7 protein-coding genes are annotated in these 5,251 nt (G+C 57.4%); 1 reads left to right on the top strand and 6 read right to left on the bottom strand.

Features of this window, described 5'->3' with window-relative positions:
- The coding region (locus CW742_RS06565; protein ID WP_292418133.1) for a cation:proton antiporter at nucleotides 1-1,001 on the top strand (1,001 nt) is incomplete at its 5' end.
- Between the two features lie 3 nt (nucleotides 1,002-1,004).
- On the opposite strand, the gene CW742_RS06560 is transcribed toward CW742_RS06565, so the two are convergent.
- From CW742_RS06560 to CW742_RS06535, 6 genes are all read right to left on the bottom strand, one after another.
- The gene (locus CW742_RS06560) at nucleotides 1,005-1,652 is read right to left on the bottom strand and encodes a DUF2284 domain-containing protein (protein WP_292418131.1); all 648 of its coding nucleotides are present in this window, start codon (nucleotides 1,650-1,652) and stop codon (nucleotides 1,005-1,007) included.
- Between the two features lie 86 nt (nucleotides 1,653-1,738).
- A complete protein-coding gene (locus CW742_RS06555) occupies nucleotides 1,739-2,197 on the bottom strand; it encodes an FAD synthase (RefSeq protein WP_292418130.1) in 459 nt (152 codons plus the stop codon).
- Nucleotides 2,194-2,565 (bottom strand): Mov34/MPN/PAD-1 family protein, encoded by a 372-nt coding sequence (locus tag CW742_RS06550; protein ID WP_292418127.1) that lies wholly within the window; start codon nucleotides 2,563-2,565, stop codon nucleotides 2,194-2,196. Before CW742_RS06550 ends, CW742_RS06555 begins: the two co-directional genes overlap by 4 nt.
- A gap of 95 nt (nucleotides 2,566-2,660) precedes the next feature.
- On the bottom strand, nucleotides 2,661-3,479 hold the full coding sequence (gene budA, locus CW742_RS06545; protein ID WP_292418124.1) for an acetolactate decarboxylase: 819 nt from the start codon (nucleotides 3,477-3,479) through the stop codon (nucleotides 2,661-2,663).
- Nucleotides 3,480-3,497: 18 nt separating this feature from the next.
- The gene (locus CW742_RS06540; protein ID WP_394339460.1) at nucleotides 3,498-3,779 is read right to left on the bottom strand and encodes a peptidylprolyl isomerase; all 282 of its coding nucleotides are present in this window, start codon (nucleotides 3,777-3,779) and stop codon (nucleotides 3,498-3,500) included.
- A 44-nt stretch (nucleotides 3,780-3,823) separates the two neighbouring features.
- Nucleotides 3,824-5,236 carry a dihydropteroate synthase-like protein gene (locus CW742_RS06535; RefSeq protein ID WP_292418136.1) on the bottom strand — a complete coding sequence of 471 codons (1,413 nt, stop codon included), beginning with the start codon at nucleotides 5,234-5,236 and terminating at the stop codon, nucleotides 3,824-3,826.
- Nucleotides 5,237-5,251 lie beyond the last annotated feature (15 nt).

The following is a 5,251-nucleotide window of genomic DNA, read 5'->3' as shown; positions in this document are numbered from 1 at the left end:
AGATCAGCCAGTTCTTCTCGGAGATCGGCCTGCTCTTCCTGCTCTTCTTTATGGGCCTTGGGCTGAAGCTGGACCGGATGATTGCCGATCCCTCGAAACTTCTCACAGCCGGTATCATCGGCCTTATCGTTGACATGGGGATTGGGTTTACCGCCGCCTATCTCCTCGGGTTCACGCTGCTTGAGTCATTCATCATCGGCACGGCATTCTATATCACCAGCACGGCAATTGTCATCACGACCCTGATCGAGAACCGGAAACTGATGATGAAGGAGGCCGAGCTGATCATCTGGCTCGAGGTCTTCGAGGACATTGTCCTGATCGCCATCATAGCCCTCCTCTCGTCAGGGAACAAGGACCTCCTGTACTTCTTCCTCAAGATAGTTCTGGCCCTCGGCGTGATGTATGCCATCGCCCATTATGGCAAGGAATTCCTGGTCTCGATTCTCGACCGCGACGATGAGACACCCATCCTCTTTACCTTTGCTGCAGTCCTCACCACGGCCGCCCTCGCGATCGTGTTCGGCATCCCCGACAGCCTGATGGTGATCGCCCTGGGTGCTGCCCTCGCAACAACCGACCCGGAAGCATTCGAGCAGCATGCCCGCCCGTTCAAGGACGTCTTTTTAGTCATGTTCTTTGTCTTCTTTGGCGTGACGATCAATTTCACCGCCGGTACGGACCTGTTCAGCATCCTGATCCTCTGTCTCCTTGCCGTAGTGAGCAAATTCATCTCCGGCATGCTCATCGGCATCACGATTTACGGTTCTGCCATGTCAGGGCTTGAGATCTGGGCCAATACCATCAGCCGTGGCGAGTTTTCGATTGCCCTTGCTGTGCTGTACGGATCGGCTGTTGTCGGGACAGTCATTGCGGCGCTGGTGATCTTCACGACCCTCGTCGGTGCGTTCACTGCCAAATACAGCACCTGGATGCGGCGCGGGCTCACCCATCGCAGCCGGAGGAAAGCCCTCATGCACCGGCCCCACACCAGCAGGTAGCGGCTATTCGATCAGGACGAGGCCTGCCGAATTGATACGGGAGTGGACGATCTTCCCGTACTCCCTGTCTTTGCACGGGATTGTCTCCAGTCTCCACCCGATGTTGCGGGCTGTGGCAAACACATCTATCCCGGCAGCCTCCATGCTGGGACGGACAAGATCCATGTGACGGCATTTTCGCCGGAGGCTCTCGTCCACGATCCCCTCGGACTCCTCCGCCACGCAGTGCTGGTGCTCGCACCAGATGCAGGGATAGCCGCCGAACCCGAACGCCTTGTAAAACCCGTCGTAGAACGCGGTTTTCTCAAGCATATGTACGGTCCCGTTCACCCACTGGATGAGATCCGCATACCACGGGTGGAAATCGTCGGGGATATCATCCGGGCCAAATTCCCTGTGGCCCGGCACCCCTTCGAACCAGAGGAGGAGCCCGATGGAATATTCGTTCACCATGCGCCGCGTCTCATCCGGTGAAGGGGCATACGGCGGACAGCCGAAATGCTTGCCATAGCCCTTGCATCCATACCGGCACTTGAACCGGACCCACTGGGAGATCACGATATCTCCCGGGGCGATCTCTTCTGCCTTTACCCCTTTTTCCGCAGAAATTGCTTTCAGGCAATCGATCTCTTCCTGCACGCTCCGCTCCATACCGCAAGACTCCTTTTACGTGTAGGATGATGGTAGGATGCGATAAGGGTTCCGGCTGGAGGAGCCGGAGGATCGCCCCTTGTGGATCAATGATCCTTGCGCTCCGGGTGGTGCAGGTCGTGGCACCGCTTGTCGAGGATGCGCTGGACAACCAGCCGCGAGCTGCAGAGGTCGCCGTCGATATATTTCCCGATGCGGACGATCCGTGAGGCGATGCTCCTTGCCCGGAGCTGGTCTTCGAGTTTTTGTTCATTGAAGAGCTGGTTGAACCCGATCGTGATGATTTCCGGGCGGATCTCCTCGATGGGCCGGAACATATCGGTCTTGTCCCCGAGGAGCGCGTGGTCAACCGGTTTTAACGCCTGGACCATGGCGAGCCGGTGGTCCTCAGGGATGACCGGGCGGGGCTTGTGTTTGACGTTTGAGTCCCGGGCAACGATGACCCAGAGCTCGTCGCCAAGTTTTTTTGATTCTTCCAAGTAAAAGAGATGCCCCGGGTGGAGGATGTCGAATGTGCCGGTAGCAACAATCCGGGTCCCGGTCACGGGATCACCTCCAGATCGTAGGGCTCTCCGCTGGCTGTGAAACACCGCCAGTTATTCTTCCGGTAGGGATAGCCGATGATCAGGTGGTACCGCCCGGTCCGCGGGAAGAAACTGAGATCAGCGTCAGAAGGGAGGATCACGCCATTGGGATGGCTGTGGGCGCTGCCGGCAACATGGGTATCGAGCGGCATCATATCATAAAAAACGGATGCTGAGTCCTCACGCCCGATTGTGCCGGGCAGCAAATTCAGCTCCTCCATGATCCCGTTCTGCTCGCGGATGATGCCCGCAAACTCGTTCGGGTGGTTCTCACGCCCCATCTGGAGAAGGAGGGAAAGGAGGTCCTGCCGGATTCCGCGGATGTTCATGTCTCTGCCCCGCCCGGCCTCGGTGGTGCCGGATGTACCGGAATTATTGGTCCCGCTTGCTCAAATACGCTGTCATGAAAAAGAGTGACAAGGTGCTATTTCTCGATCTTTGCAAGATCTGAACTCAGGTCTTGCGAGAGATCGGCACCAGTGAAATCACCGCTTGTCGGAAGCGCCATGGTAAATCCCGGTGTGATATCGTATTCGACCAGTGTGCCCGCCGGCAGGGTGAAGTCGAGGATGTGCCCGCCGGTTGTCCTGTCATCGCTGAGGTAATGGAGGTGGAAACCGGGGACATTCACACCCTTGAAGAAGATTGGCGTGTAGAATCCCACGACAGTCCCCGTTGTTCCGGAGAAGGTATAGACGGACTGGTTCTTTACTGCCTCGGAGAGGACCTGGTAGGGCTCCTGCTGTGCCGGGACCGAGCGCACCTTCATGAAGGGGAATGTCCCGTGCATCCGGACCGCATAGATCATGTTCCCGGTCGGGAGCTGCTCTTCCATCGAAGTCGTGAAGACAGAGAGGTTCATGGGGGCTTTCGTGGTGATGTTCCGGTCGGCCTCGAAATGTGTGACCGTGGCAAACGGTGTGGTCAGGTTGTCCGGAACGCTCAGGATCCTGCCGTCTGCCTTAACCTGGTACACGATCCCATCCAGGACGATCATCTCGCCATCGAGAGCATCGAAGGTTCCAATCCCGAAATCCCCTCGGCTTTTGAGGTCTCTGATTGGTGTGATCCCGTCATATACGCCAAGCATGAGAGCATCGATGGTCGAGACCTGATAGAGGGTATCGTGATCGGCGGGAACCGGAGCCGGCCCGGATCCGGCGTAGTGGGTGTACACAGATACGCCGGCAAAGATGATCACGAAGGCAAGCCCGATGCCAAGAAAAAATCTGGGATTGTTCATGGGTGCTACCCTAAAAAATCACTTCTTGCCGGTTACTTTGATGACATGGAACCCGAACTGGGTCTTGACCGGGCCAACAACCTTGCCGACCTCTTCTTCAAAAGCGATCTTCTCGAACTCAGGGACCATCATCCCCTTGCCGAACCAGCCGAGATCGCCGCCGTTCTTTCCGGATGGGCAGGAGGAGAACCTGCGGGCGACTTTGTCGAACTCCTCTCCGTCAGAGAGGCGCTTCATGATCTGGTTTGCCTGGTCTTCGGTCTTGACGAGGATATGCGATGCGCGAGCCTGTGCTGCCATGCTGTACAGGTGCCCCTTTCGGGAGATAAAGCGTTGGATCCGGATCAGAATTCTCCGTCCTGCTCGAAGCTGCGCCCGTACCGTATCGCAAGCTCCGCCTTGTAGAGTTCCCGGCCCAGGTAAGCGGCATGATCAAGAAGCGAGACATCCCCCTGCGAAAGGAGGGTATGCAGGACATCCTGCCAGCGCGAGCCCTGGATCGCCTTCCCATGGATTACCGCAACAATCCGGTCGCCCTCGATACCGATCCGGAAATTTCCTTTCGGATCATACTCAATCTCCGCCGGCATGCTCCTGGCGCTGGTTACCGTTTCATACTCCAGGGGAGGTTCCCGGCGTCGTCGTTTCTCCTTGAGAATGAAGAGGTCGATACCAAGATCTTTCGGGTAGGGCCGGTCCCGGGCAAGCGCCATCATCTCCGTTGCCCTCCGCATCTCACGCACGGATCCCTTTGTCTTATCCGAGTGCTCGCTGGTGAAGATTACTGCTGCCCCCGCTTCCATCGCCATGCCTGCCAGGAGAGCATTGACACCGGGAGAGTCGGCGTCGATGAGCTCAGTGACATTCCCGGCACCGAAGAAGAGGGGGTATTTCTGCTTTCGGAACTGTTTCAGCGAGGAGATCAGCCCGGATCCGACCGGCTGGAGAAGGGGATCGGCAATGATGCAGCGGACACCCTCCCGGTTTGCCAGTGCGATGTTCTTCTGGAGTGTGCTCGCCCCCGGAACAATGACTGCTGCTGCCCCGGCTTTTGCGACCTCCCTCCCGACTTTCGGGATGTTCTCCTCCTGCAGGCTGAGAATAATATCGGCACGGACAAGAGCGGCACGAATCAATGCGGGGTCCTGTGTGTCCGCTGCAAGCGGATGATCGATCCCGTCCAGTTCTGAGAAGACCCGGGCCACGTCTTCCGGTGTTGCATCGAACCCGAATCCCAGGTCAACAATATCCGCACCCGATTCGAAGAACTGCTCAACCCGCTCCCGGATATTCCCGCGCCGGTGTGCGTCCATGATCTCGGCAAGGACTTTCATCCGTGAACCGCCGCCGATTTTCACGTCGCGGATGATAAAATCGCATTCCGCCTCCTGCTCTCTTGTATCAACACGGGCCATTGCCTCTTGTGCTCTCTTTGAAGCAAGGAAATCGTCCGCGGGAACTGTGCGGGAAAGAGAGACGTTTCCGATCAGGGGAAGGATCAGAGAAAGGTCAGCAGCGTGACGCGGCCCGCGGTACACCGGGACGCCGGTTTCACGCTCAACCTGTTCGAATGATGCCGTGCTCATTCCGGAAACGAGCACCATATGGTAGTTTTTTTTCTGCAGGATCCTAATCAGCTGGTGCGGTGTCAGAAAGGATGCGATCTCCCCGGTTACAATGACGTCTGCATCATACCCGGCGGCAGCCTGGCGAACCATCTCTTCGGTGGCAGAGCCGGTGGGGAGGAGGATGCGCATAAGTTCCCTTAATAC

The organism is Methanoregula sp., from assembly GCF_002835825.1.
In the GTDB taxonomy this organism is placed as follows: Archaea; Halobacteriota; Methanomicrobia; order Methanomicrobiales; family Methanospirillaceae; genus Methanoregula.
This window is presented reverse-complemented; position numbering and strand designations above follow the sequence as displayed.